The organism is Actinophytocola sediminis (genome assembly GCF_054779715.1).
Map to the genome: position 1 here is coordinate 61,585 of NZ_BAAGXS010000043.1, position 15,335 is coordinate 76,919.

Below are 15,335 nucleotides of genomic sequence, written 5' to 3' on the forward strand. Positions count from 1 at the left end.
AAGAGGACGACGAATGACGAGGACGATGACGGGAAAACGAGTCGGTGCGGCAGTGGCGGCGGTCGGCCTGAGCCTCGGGCTGGTGGCCTGTGGTTCCGACGGCGACAGTGGTGATGGCGGTGACGGCGGTGACAGCAAGCAGATCACGCTCGGGATCATCCCGTCGTGGACCGACGGCCTGAGCACCGCGTACCTGTGGAAGAACATCCTGGAGGACAAGGGCTACCAGGTCGACATCGAGGAGCTGTCGGAGGCCGCGCCGCTCTACACCGGACTGTCCGAAGGCGACCTGGACGTCTACCCGTCCGCGTGGCCGGAGGTCACGCACAAGTCCTACATGGAGCAGTACGGCGACAAGATCGAGGACCTCGGCGCGTACTACGCCAACGCGAAGCTCACCTTCGCGGTGCCCGAGTACACCGACATCGACTCCATTGAGGACCTCACCGGCAACGCCGACAAGTTCGGCGGCAAGATCATCGGCATCGAGCCGGGCGCAGGCCTCACCGAGGTCACCAAGACCGCCGTCATGCCGGACTACGGCCTGGACGGCGACTACGAGCTGGTCACCTCGTCGACGACCTCGATGCTCGCCGAGCTGAAGAAGGCCACCGAGGGCCAGAAGGACATCGTGGTCACCCTGTGGCGGCCGTTCTGGGCGAACAACGCCTTCCCGGTGAAGGACCTGGAGGACCCCAAGGGCGCGCTTGGCGAGGCCGAGGGGCTGCACGAGCTGGCCAGGGAGGGCTTCAGCGAGGAGCACGCCGAGGTGGCCGAGATGATGTCCAAGGCGAAGCTCACCGACGAGCAGTACGGCACCCTCGAGGACCTGGTGGTCAACGAGTTCGGCGAGGGCAAGGAAGACGAGGCCATCACCCAGTGGCTCAAGGACAACCCGGACTGGGTGGCAACGCTCGGCTGACCGGATTCCGATCAGTTGGGGTGCACGGTGGCCCGACACGGTGAACATCCGTGTCGGGCCACCACTTTGTGTCCGTAATGGACGGTTTGCTCGGGTATGGCTCGCTGATTCGGCCGTACGGCTGGTGGTGCGCGTAGGGCACGATGCGGTTAACTCGTGTTCATCTCGCGTTCACTTTCGTCCGCTCGTGTGAGGAGACGCCTTGACCTCGTCGCGCCGCCAGTTCCTGAGCCGTGCCGTAGGCGCCGTTGTCGTCGCCGGATCCGTCGAGGCGCTGTTCGCCGCGCAGCCGGCGGCGGGATCCTCCGGGCCGCCCGCCGGATACGGCCCGCTGATCCCCGACCCCGACGGGATCCTGGACCTGCCCCGCGGCTTCCGCTACACGATCCTGTCCAGGGAGGGCACCGTCCGGCCGGACGGGTTGCCGGTGCCGAGCCGGTTCGACGGCATGGGTGCCTTCCCCACCCGCCGGGGGAGCTCCCGGCTGGTCCGCAACCACGAGTGCTCGCCGACGTCGCGGATCACGGTGCAGGCGCCCCCGGAGCGGACCTACGACCCGGCCGGCGGCGGTGGCACCAGCACACTGGTGATCGACCGGCACGGCCAGGCCGAGTCCGAGCACATCAGCCTCGGCGGCACCGCGATCAACTGCTCGGGCGGGATCACGCCCTGGCACACGTGGCTGACCTGCGAGGAGACCGAGGACAAGGCCGGCGCGAACGGCCACACCAAGGACCACGGCTTCATCTTCGAGGTCGACCCGTACGACGACCGGCGCAACGAGAACCCGACGCCGCTGACGGCGATGGGCCGGTTCCAGCACGAGGCGGTCGCGGTCGACCCGCACACCGGCATCGTCTACGAGACCGAGGACGCGTTCGTCGCGCCGCTTGGCAGCTTCTACCGCTTCCTGCCGGAGCGTCCCCACGGCGGCTGGGGGAGCCTGCGCGCCGGCGGCGAGCTGCAGGCGTTGCACGTGCCCGACCTGCCCGACCTGTCGGTGGTGCAGGAGGCGGGCGAGGTGTTCGGCGGGGTCGACTGGGTGACCGTGCCCGACCCGTTGGCCACCACCGAGTCGGTGCGCTCCCAGGACTACGCGAAGCCGATTACCGGCGGCTACAAGATCGAGGGCGCCTGGTGGGGCGAGCGCGACCGGTGCGCGTACTTCGTCTCCTCGTTCGCCCGCACCGAGCTCGGCCCGGCCAGGGACCACGACGGCCAGGTCTGGAAGTACGACCCTCGGCGGGGGACGCTGCGGCTGGAGATCATCTTCACCCGGCCGACGCCCGGGCCGGACAACCCGGAGTTCGACGCGCCGGACAACATCTGCATGTCGCCCTACGGCGGCCTGATGATGTGCGAGGACGGCATCGGCGACGCGTACATGCTCGGCACCACGCGTGACGGCGAGGTCTTCCACTTCGCCCGCAACCGGGTGAACAACGGCACGCCCGAGGAACCGGCCTACGGCGAGCTGGCCGGGGTGGGGTTCTCCGCCGACGGGCGGACGATGTACTTCAACATCTACGACCCCGGCATGACGCTGGCCGTCACCGGTCCGTGGAACCGCCGCCACTAGCGAGCCGGGCGGCACGAGCCCGCGGTCGCCTAGCCGCCTCGCCGGGTCGTTTCTCGTTGGAACGTCGCTATCTGCTCGAGCATGGTCCGCGACTCGGCCACGTCCTTGAGGTCCACTGACCCGGCTCCCCAGTTCGACGGCCGCCGACGTTCCCGTTCCGTCTGGCGCAGTTCCTCGGCGTGGTGTGCGCGCAGCACCGTGAGCAGTGATCCGCCGCAGCGCCGCACCCGGTCCCGAGGACCGACGTCCTCCGGGATGCCGTACACCGTCGGATGACCGGCGTGCAGCCTGCGCAGGCGGTAGCACAGAATCCGGTCACCACACCGTCCGTGCGGGCCGAACAGCCACATCAACGGGACGAGGTCGGGATCGCGGTCGAAGATCTTCCGCTCGAACGCCTGGAACGACTCCGCCTCGGGTGGGGGACCGCCCTGCTCCAGGGGCAGAACCAACTTCCACGGCAGGGTGGTGAAGAACCCCATCAGCGGCGGCTTCAACGGCTTCGCTTCGGCCACCACGAAGAACTCCACCGGGAAGTCGACCCCATAGCACTGGCGAAGAACCTCCCGAGGTCCCTGTCCGTCGGCCTGTAGCGCGCTGGCAAGCCGGGCCATCGAGGCGTAGTCACCGCGTGAGGCACCCGCACGTAGCCGGTCGAGCGCGTCCCCGGTCATCGCCGCCTGCTCTCCGGTGGCTTCCGGTACTTCTTGGCGTCCCGCAACTGCACGCGCAGAGCGTGCCAGATGGTGCGCATCTGGTCGGCGGTCATCGCGGTGACGACCTTCTGCGTCAGCCCGTGCGCCTTCTCCACGGCCTGCCTGAACCGCGGGTCGTCGGCCAGCTCCGCCTGGCGAAGCAGCTGCTTGACGTCCGCACCGAGCGCCTGCCACAGCGCGTTGATCGCCGGGCTGTCGATCCGCAGCTCCGGGTTGTCGGCCATCAGCCTGGCGACCCGCTCGACGTAGCTGAAGACGCTGTTGCGCAGGAACCGCCGTTGGTCCCGTGGCAGCTCGGGGAAGGTCTTGCCGAACTCCCTGGCGAGGGTCTCGGCGCTGGCGTAGGACTGCGACTGCCGGAGGACGGTGTCCACCGCAGGTCTGCGCCGGGTGAACGGCAGCCAGCTGAACCGGCCGGCCCTGCGGGCCTGGCTCGCGGTCACCGTGAGTCCCCGCGTGGGGTCGGCCGGCTCCGGGCTGGTGGCGACGCCGGCCTCCGGCACGTTGAGCATGGTGAAGTCGCCTTCGTAGACCTCCATCATCACGTTCCTGGCCACGCGGCCCTCGGTCGCGCCGAGTCCGTAGAGCGAACCCTGGGTCCGCTCCAGGTTGGTGCCGATCTCGGTCTGGAAGACGCCCCGGAGGCGTCTTTCGTCGTTCTCCCAGGCCTTGATCAGCATGTTGGGCTCGGTCGGGTACAGCATCTCCGGGTTGTCCTCGGCGATGACCTTGCGGATGGCGTGGTCGAGCTCGTTGCCGAGCAGCGTCAGCTGAACGGTCCGCGAGTCAACTCCCCTGCGCCAGTCGAGGCCCTTGAAGTTGTAGCCGCCGATGACCAGCAGGGGGTCCTGGTCGGCCTCCTCGAGCACCCTGGCGTAGACGGCGAGGATGCCCTTCGCCTGTGCGGTCACGACATCGGTGTCCGCGTCCTGGCCCAACACGAAGACCCGCTGGTTGACCTGGGAGAGAATGCTCACGGCCCGTCGGGTGTATGTCGACCCGAACACCACTTCGCGGAAGAGGCCGTAGGGCAGCTTCTCCTGGTCGCGCCAGAGTCTGGCGCTTTCATGGCGCTTGCTGGCCTGATCCCGGTCCTTGGCCGACAGTTTCAGGTAGGCCCCGCGCACCTCGGACATCGGCGCGTTCCGCTTCTCCTTCGTGTGCCGCCACTTGGGTGCCCACAGGAAGGCGAAGGCCGCGAGGAGCAGTCCGGGGCGCTGCTCTATCTGCTCCAGGGTCTGCGCGAGGTCTCGCTGCCCGTCGGCGTCCTTCGCCGGGTCGAGCCGCTTGAAGGTGTTGACCCCGATGACCACCGCGGTGCGCCAGCGTTGCACGTCCTCGGCACCGGTGTTCTTCCCGCTCGGGTCCCGCCAGGCGTCGTGCAGGTAGCGCGCGGCCAGTTGGCGGTTGTTCTTGACACCGCTCGCGATCGTCGTGATGTTGACGACGAAACCGGAGAGGTTCTTCTTGTCGCCTGCCATCATCGGCAGGTCCGTCGGGCCGAGGTTGTCCACCGCGCCGGGCAACCTGGTGATGTCGATCGGTGCCGCGAGCGGGCCGACCTCATAGGGGAACTTCTTGCCGAGCGACCTGAACGGGGTCAGGCGCGACGGGTTGATGGCCACCTGGATCCGGTACTTGTCCCCTGCCGCGTCCATCAGCCTGATCCGGCTGAGCCGGTGCCTTCTCCTGATGGCCGGCAAGCCCTTCCGCACGGTCTCCGGGGTGGCCGACTCCTCGCTGAGAAGGGCGATCGCGTCGCGCACGGCGGCGTCGAGCGCGATGCGCTTGTCCCGTTCGGAACGCCGGTCCCGATGTCGATCCGGGCGTCGATCCGGGCGTCGATCCGGGCGGCGGTCCCGGCGGCGGTCGGGCCGTCTCCTCGGCCGGCGGCGGTCCGGGCGGCGGGCGCGGTCCCTGACCGGCGTGCGCGGGCGCGTTGGCTTCCTTCGGTCCGGTGTGGACCTTGGCTTGGCCAGGAGTTTCCTGATCAGGCCGGCCATCTTGTCGATGACCCAGTCGATGGCGCGGTTGACCGGTCGGGCGATCTGCTGGAAGACCTGTTTGACCCGGCCGCCGATCCCGCCGATGCCCAGAATCGCGGCCAGGGCGCCGATCAGCACCGGGATCGACCGGGCGAGCGCGCGTTCGACGAGCGCGGGCACCCCGCCGGCGCCGCCGCGGGCGATGGCGATGACCGCGTCGAGCACCGCGTTGACGAACTGGATGATCTGGCGTGCCTGGGTGACGATGAACCGGACGATGTCGATGATCATCTTGCAGGCGCGGATGAACGCCGACGCCGGGTTGAACAGCGACACGATCCAGGTGATGCCGGCGAGGATGATCGTCGGCAGCAGGTACTGGACCAGTTTGCCGATCAGGTCCTTCCGCAGGTCGCCGACGCGGGACCGGAGGTCGTTCCACATGCCGCGGACACCGCGTTTCCTGACCTCCACCACGATGGGGATGGCGTCGCGGCCGCGTTCGGCCGAGGCGACCGCGCGCTCGGGGACCTTGCGGGTGAGCCGGGTGCGGATGTTGGGCCAGTTCAGCCCGAGCAGCCCGGCGATGAGCACCAGGATGCCCAGGATGTCGAAGGTCACCGGCATCTGCAGGCCGCCGGTCACGCCGGCCCCGAGCAGCCAGGCCAGCACGCCCTGCTGCAGGTGCCGGCCGGCGTTCTTCTTGAACAGGCCCAATCCGCCGCCGACGCCGGAGATGAGCCGGCCGAGGAACCCGATCGGGTCCCGCAGGATCAGCGGGACCGCCGAGGCCGCCTTGCGCAGCACACCCATCAACAGCCGACCGAGTTCCCTGATCGTGTTGATCACACCGCCGATGGCCTCGGCGGCCTTGGACACCAGGCCCTTGTTCTTCTCCTTCTCCGCCGCGATTTCGGCGTCCACGGACTTGACCGCGTCGGTGTACCTGGTGGCCAGGGTGTCGACGAGCTGGGTGCCCTTGTTGTTGACGGTGTCCTGCAACGATTCGAACTGGCCGTCGAAGTCGGCCGCGGCGTCGCGGCCGATCGCGCGGAGGTCCTGGGGAAGCTGGTCGACCGCCTGCTTGAGTTCCTTGCGGCCCTTGGCGATCCGGTCCTTGGCCCGGCGCAGTTCGCCGACCACGGTGTCGGCGATGTCGGAGATGACCCTGCGCATCGCGGCGAGGTAGTTGTCGCGGGCGCGTTCGTAGATCCGGTTGGCCTCCTCCGGCAGGTCGGCGAACAGGTCCTTGACCCAGCGGGCCTTGCCGGTGATGCCCGAGTACCGGCGGTCCTTGTACTCCTCCATGCCACGGCTGTGCTCGTCGGTGAAGTCGGTACGCGCCGTCCGCTCACCCCTGGTGAACTGGTCGTCGACCTTCTTGTCCAGCTCGGCCAGGATCTTGTCGACGTCGCCCTTGGTGTCGTCGAACACCCGCTGCAGCAGCGCGGTGACCTGGGTGCGTTTGTCCTCGTCGCTGCCCTTGGTCGCCTTCTTGCCGGTGGTGACCCGTTTGCCGCAGTCGAGGCGGGTGCCGTGCATGTCGCCCATCGCGGCCGCGCCGGTCCCCGCGGCGGTCGCCTTGACCTTCTTCAGCTCGCGGGACTCGTCCGCGCGCAGCTCCCCGGGCGCGGTGTCGGCGTGGGCGTCCATCGCCTTCTTGTCCCGCACCGCCTTGTCGAACGCGGGCTCGCGGGAGTTCTTCATCGACAGCTGTTGCTCGGTCACGCCCGCGGTGGTCAACTGCTTGCTGACCCGCTCCGATCCGGCCGACAGGTTCGTGACCGACTTGGGCAGCGGGTCGGGCGCGGCCTGGTTGGGGTTGGGCGTGCCCGGCCGGCCGGGCACCTTGTCCGCCGTGATCGGCACGACCGTCTTGGCGTCCGGGGCCGGTTGTGGCGTGGCCGCGGTGGTGTCGGCGATCTCGCAGGCCGCGGCGTCCTTGCCCGCGCCGACCTTGTCGGCGACCTCGGTTCTGACCTCCTCGGCCTTGCCCGAGTCCCCGAAGTTGTCCGCCTCGTCGAGGTTCTTGGGCGCCCGGTCGCGGATCGCCTTCTCCACCGCGGCGATGAACGACTGCTTGTCGAACTCCTTGGGCTGCGCGGCATCCATGTCCTCGGAATGGGCCGCCTTGCCCCGCGCTTCGCGGTCGTCCGGCGGGGGCACCGCCGCACCCTGCGCCGCGCCCGCCTCCACCGCGGCCGGTGGATGACTCGTCCCGACCGCCCGCTTCTTCGCCGCGACATCCTGTTTCAACGCCTGGAACTTCGGGTCCGCGCCCGGTTTGCGCGGGCCGGTCGCCTCCTTGTTCCCGGCGTCCTTGTCCGCGCGCTCCTTCTTCTCGTCCCTGTCGGTCACCTCGGGAGCGGAAGCGGCCGGCGCCTTCGCCCGCCGAACGGGTTTGGGCTGGGACTTCCCGCGGGGCTGTTGGGTGGCCGTGCGCGCGGTCGCCCTGGCCGCGACGGCCTGGTTGCCGACGACATCCTGACCGGCCAACAACATCCGCTCGGTCAATCCGGTGGGGGTGGCCTCGGCGTTGGCCGGGGCGCCACCCAACGCCGAGGCCATGGCCGCGTTGCCCACCTGGGAACGTGCTCGCACCAGGTCGGCGGACCTGCGGGCCATCGCGGTGCCCGAGGCGCGCGCCTGCTGGCGCCGCGGGTCGATCACGGGCGTCCTGGCGGGTACGGGCGCGCGCAACCTCATCGGGGCGGGCATCGGGCCCAGGTCCCAGGGCACCGGTCACACGCGACGGTCACCGGACAAGGATGCGGGCGGCCGCGTCGCGGTCGCGTCACCGCGGCGTCGCCACCCACGAGCGCCGCGCGACGAGCGTGGTCACCATCGCCGCGGCCAGTGTGGTGCTGACGGTGCCCGCGCCGAGGCCGATCTCGACCAGCTCGTCGAACGCGCGCTGGCGGTCGCGGGCGGCGGCGGTGGCCAGGTCGACCAGCCACGGCGTGCGCGTGAGCCGGGCGAGCGCGTCGGTGTGCCGGAGGTGTCGGCCAAGGCCGCGGCGCAGCGCTCGCCGGTACTGGTCGACGGGCCTGGCGGTCATGGCGGCCGTACCGGCGAGGAGACCGGACCGGACCGCGTAGTAGATGCCCTCGCCGGTCAGGGGGTTGATCAGGGACGCGGCGTCCCCCGCCAACAGCACCCGGCCCGCGCCGACGTCGGGGCGGCCGGGGGACAGCGGCAGGCGATGCCCGCGCAGCGCCACCGGCGGACAGTCCGGCAGCAGGTCGTGCAGGCGTTCGGTCAGCTGGGCCCTGGTCGGGGGAGCGGCGCCGATGAGCTCGCCGTAGCCGACGTTCGCGGTGCCGTCGCCGACGGGGAAGACCCAGGCGTAGGCGGGCCAGTGCGCGGTGGCCATCACGAGCCGTTGTTCCCCGGCCGGCCATGGCCGAGCACTGGTGTAGCCGCGCAGCGCGATGGCGGTCGTGCCGGCCGGCGCCCCACGCGCGCCACATTGCCGGCGCACGACCGACTCCGCGCCGTCCGCGCCGATGACCGTGCTGGCGTGGATGACGCCGTCGAGGTCGACCCCGTCGCCGGCGGCGGTGAGCGTGCGGACCCGGTGCCGGCGCAGTACCGCACCCGCCTCCTGGGCGGCGTGCACGAGTCGCGCGTCCAGCAGCGCGCGCGGGATGACCGAGGCGGGGCGGGCGAAGCGGCGGGTGGCGGTCACGCCCCGCGGCGAGGTCAGCCGCAGGTCCTCGATCGGAGCGGTGCCCGCCGTGAGCGCGGCGACGTCCACGCCGAGGCCGGCGAGGACGTCCAGCGCCTGCGGCGCGACCCCGTCGCCACAGACCTTGTCGCGGGGGAAGTCGGCGGCGTCCAGCAGCAGCACCCTGGCGGCCGGGTCGGCGCGCAACGCGGCGAGCGCCGCGGTCGACCCGGCCGGCCCGGCCCCGACGACGACCAGGTCCCATTCGCCGGCGCGCCCTGGCATCAGCGGGCGAGCTGGTCGATGGCGGCGGCGAACAGCCGAGGGACGCGGGTGGCGATCGGCACGATCCGCCTGGCCAGCGCGGGCCGGTTCCTGGCCCACAGCAGGGACTCGGTCAGCCAGCGGGACCGGCGTGAGGTGCGGGTCCACGCGCGCTCGTAGTCGCCGGGCCGGCCGGCACGCAGGCAGCGGACGAGTTCGGCCGCGGTGGTCAGCGACAGCGCGAGCCCTTCGCCGGTCAGCGCGTCGATGTAGCCGGCAGCGTCCCCGACGAGCAGCACCCGCCCCGCCACCCGGCCCGTGGTCCACTGCCGGAGCGGGCCGGCGCCCCGGACCGGCGAGACCGGTGTCGCGGTGGACAGCCGGGCCGCCAGGTCGGGAAAGGCGGCGAGCTGGTCGGTGAAGCCGCCCCGGACCGAGGACAGGATCGCGACGCCGATCGTGTCCGGCGCCACCGGCGTCACGTAGGCCTCGGACCGGTGCGCCCAGGTCACCTCCACGGTGGTGCTGGCCGGGGCGAGCGCGAAGTGCCGGCGCAGGCCCCACCGGGGGACCGGTGTCACCCGCGCGGTGGTGAGGCCGACGAGGTCCCGGATCGCGGAGTGCAGCCCGTCGGCCGCGACGAGGTACCGCGCCCGCAGGTCACCGGCGCGCACGTGGTCCTCGTACTGGGTGAGGCCGGTGACCGGGGACGCCAGGACCGGCACCCCGGCGTGGTCGACCGCGGCCCGCAGCGTGTCCTGCAGGTGGGTGCGCCGGACCCCGCGTCCGGTGCCGCTGCGGAACGCGGCGTGCGCGACCAGATCACCCTGTCGGTAGGTGATTCCACCGATCGGATGGCCCGGTGGGTCCACGCCGAGCGCGGCGAGTGCGCGCACCGCGCCGGGCATCAGCCCTTCCCCGCAGGCCTTGTCGAGCACGCCGGCCCGCTTCTCGCAGACCACCACGTCCATGCCCGCGCGGGCACAGCCCAACGCGACCGCGAGCCCAGCCGGCCCGCCGCCGGCCACCACGACATCGTGCATCCGCTCAGGCATACGCGGCCCGGAGCGCGTCGTTCTCCGCGCGGATCCGCACCGTCAGCAGGCCGGCGTTCAACACGGTGAAGACGACGGCGGTCAGCCACGCGTCGTGGACCAGCGGCAGCGCGAACCCCTCGACCACGACCGCGACATAGTTCGGGTGCGGGAACAGGCGATAGGGCCCGCCGGTGACCCGGGCGAGCCCGGGAACGACGACGATCCGGGTGTTCCACTGGGTGCCGAGGACCCGGATGCACCACCACCGCAGCACCTGCGACCCGACGACCAACGCGAGCATCGGCCAGCCGAGCCAGGGGACGAAGTCCCGGTCGGCCAGCCACACCTCGAGCAGACAGCCGGCCAGCAGTCCGGTGTGCAGCACGACCATGAAGGGGTAGTGCGCGAACCCGGTCTCGCGGCCACCGCGAGCCATACTCCACGCCAGATTGCGTTTGGCGACGACCAACTCGGCCAGCCGCTCCACCGCGACCAGACCGACCAGCACCGAGTACCACACCTGGCTCACCATCGCAGCAGCACCAACTCGGCGCAGAACCCCGGGCCCATGGCCAGCACCACGCCCCAGTCGCCAGGGGAGGCCGGCCGGTGGTCGAGCGTGTCGGCGAAGACGTGCAGTACCGACGCGGAGGACAGGTTGCCGATCTCGTGCAGCGAACGCCACGTCAGCGCGAGGTCGTCCTCGTCGAGGCCGAGCACCGACTGGATGGCCTCGATCACCTTCGGCCCGCCGGGATGGCAGATCCAGCGGGCGATGTCGTCGACGTCCAGGTCGTGCGGTGCCAGCAGGGACTTGACGTCGTCGGCCAGGTGGGTGCGCACCAGGTCGGGCACCTCCGCGCCGAGCACGACCTGCAGGCCGTTGCTGCCGATGTCCCAGCCCATGGCGCGCTCGGAGTTCGGATACAGGTGGCTCACCGAGTCCACGACCCGTGGCCCGGCCGCCGCGAGTGGATGATCGGTGCCGACGGCGACGACCGCGGCCGCGCCGTCGCCGAACAGCCCGGCCGCGATCATGTTCGCCACACTGGAATCCTGCCGCTGCACGGTGAGCGAGCACAACTCGACCGACACCAACATCGCCACCGACGTCGGCCAGCCGCGCAGGAAGTCGTGCAACCGGGCGATCCCGGCCGCGCCGGCCAGACAGCCGAGACCGAAGATCGGCACCCGCTTGACGTCCGACCGCATACCGATCCGCGCCGCGATCCGCGCCTCCAGCGAGGGCACCGCGATCCCGGTGACCGTCGTGGACACCACAAGATCCACATCGGCCGGTCGCAGCCCGGCGTCGGCCAACGCGCCCAGCGCGGCCGCGCATCCAAGATCGACCGCGGCCGCGAGGAACTCGTCGTTGGCCGAGGTGAACCCGGCGAGTTCCGGGTATCGCTCGATGGGTAGTGCCAGGTGGCGCGCGCCGACCCGGGCACTGCGGTGCAACCGGGCAGCCACCGTCCGCGCGGTCGAGTCCACAAGGCACAGTTGGGCGAACAGATCCGTCAGCCGTTCCTGTGGATAGCGATGCGGTGGAAGGACACCGTGTACCGCCGAAATGGTCGTCACCGTATCAAATGTAGGTGCTCCACCTACACTCGGCAGATGACCTGGCTGGGGATGGTGCGTGGTCTCGCGGGGTCGTGCCACCCGCTGCCCAGCCTGGCGGTGACCGTGGTGGCCGTGCTCCTGGGTGTGGGCAGCGGGCTCGACGGCTGGCGCCTGTTCCTGCTCGGCGCCGCGGTGTTCACCGGGCAACTGTCGATCGGCTGGTCCAACGACTGGGTCGATGCGGCACGGGACCGCACGAATGGCCGGCCGGACAAACCCGCGGCGGCCGGGCTGGTTCCGGTGCGCGTCGTGGCGGTGGCGGCGATCGTGGCGGCGGCGGCCACGATCGTGTTGTCGGTGTCGCTGGGATGGGTCGCCGGTGGCGCGCTGTTGCTCGGGGTCGCGGGCGGATGGGCGTACAACCTCGGCCTGAAGGCCACGATCTGGTCTGGTGCCGCGTATCTCGTGGCGTTCGGTGCGCTACCCGTCGGGGTGTATGCCGCGTCGCCGGGGGAACCGTGGCCGCCGTGGTGGGTGCCGGTGGTCAGCGCGCTGCTGGGATTCGGGGCGCATTTCGCGAACGTGCTCCCCGACCTGAGCGCGGACGCGCGGACCGGGGTGCGGGGGCTCCCGCACCGGCTCGGTCCGCGCAACGGTGTGCTCGTGATGGCCGCGTCGCTGGCGGTGGCGTCGGTGGTGCTCGGTATCGCACCGGCGGCCGCGTCGGCGCTGTTCACGTTGACGGTGGTGACGGCCGGGGCCGCGTTGGCGGCCGCCACCACCGTGGCCGCCATCCGCGCCCCACGACGCCCGATCGCGTTCCGCCTCACGGTCGTGATCGCGATCCTCGACGTCGTCCTGCTGATCGCCGTCACGATCTGACCCGCTGTCTGGCACTGGCCAGTACTTCCCCGCGATTTCCGCCAGTTCGTTCGAACTGCTGGTGAGCGATCTTGCGCTGTGTCAGAGTCGTGCTGCTGAGAGCGACCTGGGGGGCACAATGCCAGAGGGGTACACGGCTGACACGGATGTGATGCGCAACGCCGCGAGCATCCTCGACTTCCCGGCGACCTGATCGGCATCGACGACCACCACGTGGTGGTCCGCCTCCCCGGCAGAGACCTCGTGCCCGCCACCTACGCCGTGCGCTGAGCGCCTGGCCGTCCATTGTTGGGCGTGGGTTTGTTGGGCTGTCGTCGACCACTATTCTTCGTGCGGACGAAAATCCTCCAGGAGACGCGTACGGAGATTGTTGCCAGCATGAGGACGGGCCGGTCATCGCTGCTCGGTCTCGTGGCGCTGGTGATGATCGCGGGCTGCGCACCGGACGATCCGCGGTCGGAACCGTCGACGCCCGCGACGCCGACCGTCGAGGTGCCACCGGATCGGGACGAAGGTGCCGTGCTGGCCTCGTTGCGTCGGCTGGACCCGTGTTCTCTGCTGGATCCAGCCGCCGTCGGCGCGCCCGCCGGGGTGGCGCCACAGCCCACCACCACGGACGGCTGCCGGATCGACATCGCGGAACTCGGTGACCATGTCTCGGTCATGCTCGGGGAAAAGTTCGACCGTGGTGAGCGGTACCGCTCGGCGCTGCTGGACCTGAACGGCATGAAAGCCTACCTCGACGTGTCCGAACCGGGAACCGACTCCTGCCAGGTCGTCGTTCCGGTCAGCTTCCGCCGAGTCGTCTCGTTCGTCGGCCGGGCCGGTCCGCGTTCGGCTCCAGGTGACCTCTGTGCGACGACGAGGGCGGCCGCCGAGGCGGCGGTGCCCAGGCTGATCGGTCTCGGGTACGAGTCCGACGAGCCGGACCAGCCACTGGCGGGCGCGTGCGTCGACTATCCCTTTGAGACAGAGTGTCGGCCTGGGGCGGAGGCGGACGTGCCAGACGATCCCCAGGACGTACTTCCGGCAGCGGCTGCCGACCCCGGGGTGGCGTGCACCCTGGCCGGGCAGGCGCTGCGCACCCGAGTCGATGCCAACCTGGTCCCGGTCATCTCTGGTCCTGCCGGTGAACAGGCGCAGTGCTCGTTCGTGGAGCCTGACCACACCGTGCTCGTCGACATCGTGGTCGCACCGAACGACTCCCTCGACAGCGATGGCGAGCAGCGGCAGGTGGCCGGGCGCCAGGCCAAATCGACCACCAGCACCGGCGATCGATCCAGTCACCACCGCCTCTGCACGCTGCCGGTCGCCGGCAGCACCAGCGGGCAACTCTGTCTCGCCCTCACCATTCTGGCCGGTCGCGGTGTCGAGAACGACGTCCCCCCGGACAGCACCAAGCAGTCCGTGCTCGAACCCGCACTCGCCGACATCACCCGTGCGTACTTCTCGTGAGCACCCGCATCGACTGGCGCGTTTCCGTCACACGGCGGACGCGACGTGGGTAGCGTCCCGTCTGGACATCGTCGGGCTGGGGTGGGGGAGTGCGGTTGTTCGGGATCATCCGGCCATGTCGGCACCGGTTGTCGCCGCGGTTGCGGGAGTCGTGGCTGGCGCACCTGTGCGGCCTGTGTCTCGCCCTGCGCGACGACCACGGCCAGTTCGCCCGCACGGTGACCAACTACGACGGCCTCGTGCTCTCCGCGTTGGGTGAGGCGCAGTCGGCGCGTGTCGGTGGCCGGCGGACGGCCGGGCCGTGTCCGTTGCGCGGGATGCGGGCCGCCACCGTCGCGCACGGTGACGCGTCGCGCCTGGCGGCGGCGGTGTCGCTGGTTCTGGCGTCGGCCAAGATGCGTGACCACGTCGAGGACCGGGACGGCGCGTTCGGCAGGCGACCGGTCGCGGGCGTGGCGCGCCGGGTGGCCACGCGGTGGGCCAGACAGGGCGCTGCGACCGGCGACCGCGTCGGGTTCGACACCGCTGTGCTGTTGGACTCGGTGCTCCGGCAGTCGACCGTGGAGTCCACTGTGGACACTGGGAGTTCGGTGCTGCTGGCCACCGAACCGACCGAGACCGCGACCGCCGAGGCGTTCGCGCACACGGCGGTGCTCGCCGGCCAGCCGGACAACGCCGGCCCGTTGCGGGAGGCGGGCCGGCTGTTCGGCCGGGTCGCGCACCTGCTGGACGCCGTCGAGGACCTGGCTGAGGACGAGCGGTGCGGCGCGTGGAACCCCATCCAGGCGACCGGCACCGACCTCGGCGAGATCCGGCGGCTGTGTGTGGACGCGGTCACCGGGGTCCGGCTGGCGCTGCGGGACGTGACGTTCACCGACCGGTCGCTGGTGCACGCGTTGCTGGTGCACGCGTTGCTGGTGCACGAACTGGAGCACGCGGTGACGCGCGCGTTCGGTGACGCACACGGACATCCCCGGCCGCAGGGCCCGCCGCTGCCAGGATGGCAGCCATCACCGCCCCCGGAGGACAGGCCGAAACGGGGCAGGCGGCGCGGCACGCTCGCCGGATGTGGCATGGCGGCCCTGCTTTTCTGCTCGTGCCAGTACTGCTGCGCTGGCGAGTTCCACGACCCGTGGACCGGGGAGCCGAAGGAGGGCCGGTGCCGCAACGGCGACTGCTGCGACCCGTCCGGCTGCTGCGGCTGTTGCGGCGAGGACGGTTGTTGCGACTGTGGCTGCTCATGCGACTGCTGACCTTTGTCG

The 15,335-nt window shown here is 70.8% G+C and carries 11 protein-coding genes; 5 read left to right on the forward strand and 6 right to left on the reverse strand.

The genetic code is table 11. The features are described 5' to 3' along the window. Positions 1 to 25 precede the first annotated feature (25 nt). Entirely contained in the window at positions 26 to 922 is an 897-nt protein-coding gene (locus tag ACYVIP_RS25980) for a glycine betaine ABC transporter substrate-binding protein (protein ID WP_460400827.1), read from the forward strand. Between the two features lie 202 nt (positions 923 to 1,124). Beyond that, positions 1,125 to 2,501 carry an alkaline phosphatase PhoX gene (locus ACYVIP_RS25985; protein WP_460400829.1) on the forward strand — a complete coding sequence of 459 codons (1,377 nt, stop codon included), beginning with the start codon at positions 1,125 to 1,127 and terminating at the stop codon, positions 2,499 to 2,501. A 29-nt stretch (positions 2,502 to 2,530) separates the two neighbouring features. Here the strand turns inward: ACYVIP_RS25985 and ACYVIP_RS25990 are convergent, their stop codons facing one another. The 6 genes from ACYVIP_RS25990 to ACYVIP_RS26015 all read right to left on the reverse strand — a co-directional run bounded on the left by ACYVIP_RS25990 (position 2,531) and on the right by ACYVIP_RS26015 (position 11,754). Further along, the gene (locus ACYVIP_RS25990) at positions 2,531 to 3,175 is read right to left on the reverse strand and encodes a hypothetical protein (protein ID WP_460400831.1); all 645 of its coding nucleotides are present in this window, start codon (positions 3,173 to 3,175) and stop codon (positions 2,531 to 2,533) included. Then, positions 3,172 to 7,872, reverse strand: coding sequence for a phage tail protein (locus tag ACYVIP_RS25995; RefSeq protein ID WP_460400833.1), 4,701 nt, complete (start codon positions 7,870 to 7,872; stop codon positions 3,172 to 3,174). The genes ACYVIP_RS25990 and ACYVIP_RS25995 overlap by 4 nt, the downstream gene beginning before the upstream one ends. Positions 7,873 to 7,996: 124 nt before the next feature. After that, on the reverse strand, positions 7,997 to 9,154 hold the full coding sequence (locus ACYVIP_RS26000; RefSeq protein WP_460400835.1) for a geranylgeranyl reductase family protein: 1,158 nt from the start codon (positions 9,152 to 9,154) through the stop codon (positions 7,997 to 7,999). Next, complete coding sequence (locus tag ACYVIP_RS26005; protein WP_460400837.1) at positions 9,154 to 10,176, reverse strand: NAD(P)/FAD-dependent oxidoreductase; 1,023 nt, start codon at positions 10,174 to 10,176, stop codon at positions 9,154 to 9,156. The genes ACYVIP_RS26000 and ACYVIP_RS26005 overlap by 1 nt, the downstream gene beginning before the upstream one ends. A gap of 4 nt (positions 10,177 to 10,180) precedes the next feature. Next, positions 10,181 to 10,702, reverse strand: a complete 522-nt coding sequence (locus ACYVIP_RS26010; RefSeq protein ID WP_460400839.1) for an isoprenylcysteine carboxyl methyltransferase family protein — start codon at positions 10,700 to 10,702, stop codon at positions 10,181 to 10,183. Next, positions 10,696 to 11,754: a type III polyketide synthase gene (locus ACYVIP_RS26015; RefSeq protein WP_460400841.1), complete on the reverse strand. Its 1,059-nt coding sequence runs from the start codon at positions 11,752 to 11,754 to the stop codon at positions 10,696 to 10,698. Before ACYVIP_RS26015 ends, ACYVIP_RS26010 begins: the two co-directional genes overlap by 7 nt. A gap of 36 nt (positions 11,755 to 11,790) precedes the next feature. On the opposite strand from ACYVIP_RS26015, the gene ACYVIP_RS26020 reads away from it, so the two are divergent. The 3 genes from ACYVIP_RS26020 (at position 11,791) to ACYVIP_RS26030 (ending at position 15,326) form a co-directional block, all read left to right on the forward strand. After that, positions 11,791 to 12,618 (forward strand): UbiA family prenyltransferase, encoded by an 828-nt coding sequence (locus ACYVIP_RS26020; protein ID WP_460400843.1) that lies wholly within the window; start codon positions 11,791 to 11,793, stop codon positions 12,616 to 12,618. A 378-nt stretch (positions 12,619 to 12,996) separates the two neighbouring features. Beyond that, positions 12,997 to 14,073, forward strand: coding sequence for a DUF3558 family protein (locus ACYVIP_RS26025; RefSeq protein WP_460400845.1), 1,077 nt, complete (start codon positions 12,997 to 12,999; stop codon positions 14,071 to 14,073). A 95-nt stretch (positions 14,074 to 14,168) separates the two neighbouring features. Continuing rightward, positions 14,169 to 15,326 carry a DUF5685 family protein gene (locus ACYVIP_RS26030; RefSeq protein WP_460400907.1) on the forward strand — a complete coding sequence of 386 codons (1,158 nt, stop codon included), beginning with the start codon at positions 14,169 to 14,171 and terminating at the stop codon, positions 15,324 to 15,326. Positions 15,327 to 15,335 lie beyond the last annotated feature (9 nt).